Below are 346 nucleotides of genomic sequence, written 5' to 3'. Positions count from 1 at the left end.
CTAGCGCACCTTGCGGGTCGTACGAGGTCGCTGTCCCTGATGCGGCGTACTCGTTCTCGACGTAGCCGGTGCCCGTCAGGTCGACCTTCGTCGGGGAACCCATGCTGACACCGTTACCGCCGCTTAGTTCGTGTAAGTCGGCGACCGGTCCCGCGGGCCGTGGCTGTGCCGTCGGCGACGTTTCCGGGATCGGCTCCGACCCGTCGGAACATGCCGATCCGAATATGGCGATGCCGAGTACGAAGGCGAAAGCCGAGACGTGTCGACCCGGTGAAAACTTGCGCCTTCTGGCGACATTCTCACTTGGCATCCGTGAAGCCTCCGTCGGTTTCCATCGATGTTCATC

1 protein-coding gene is annotated in these 346 nt (G+C 62.7%); it reads right to left on the bottom strand.

From position 1 onward, the window contains the following. Positions 1-310, bottom strand: a 310-nt coding sequence (locus AC559T_RS17540) for an alpha/beta hydrolase domain-containing protein (RefSeq protein WP_498869423.1), incomplete at its 3' end; no start/stop codon positions are given. Positions 311-346 lie beyond the last annotated feature (36 nt).

It is taken from the genome of Frankia sp. Hr75.2, assembly GCF_949319125.1.
Classification (GTDB): domain Bacteria; phylum Actinomycetota; class Actinomycetes; order Frankiales; family Frankiaceae; genus Parafrankia; species Parafrankia soli.
This window is presented reverse-complemented; position numbering and strand designations above follow the sequence as displayed.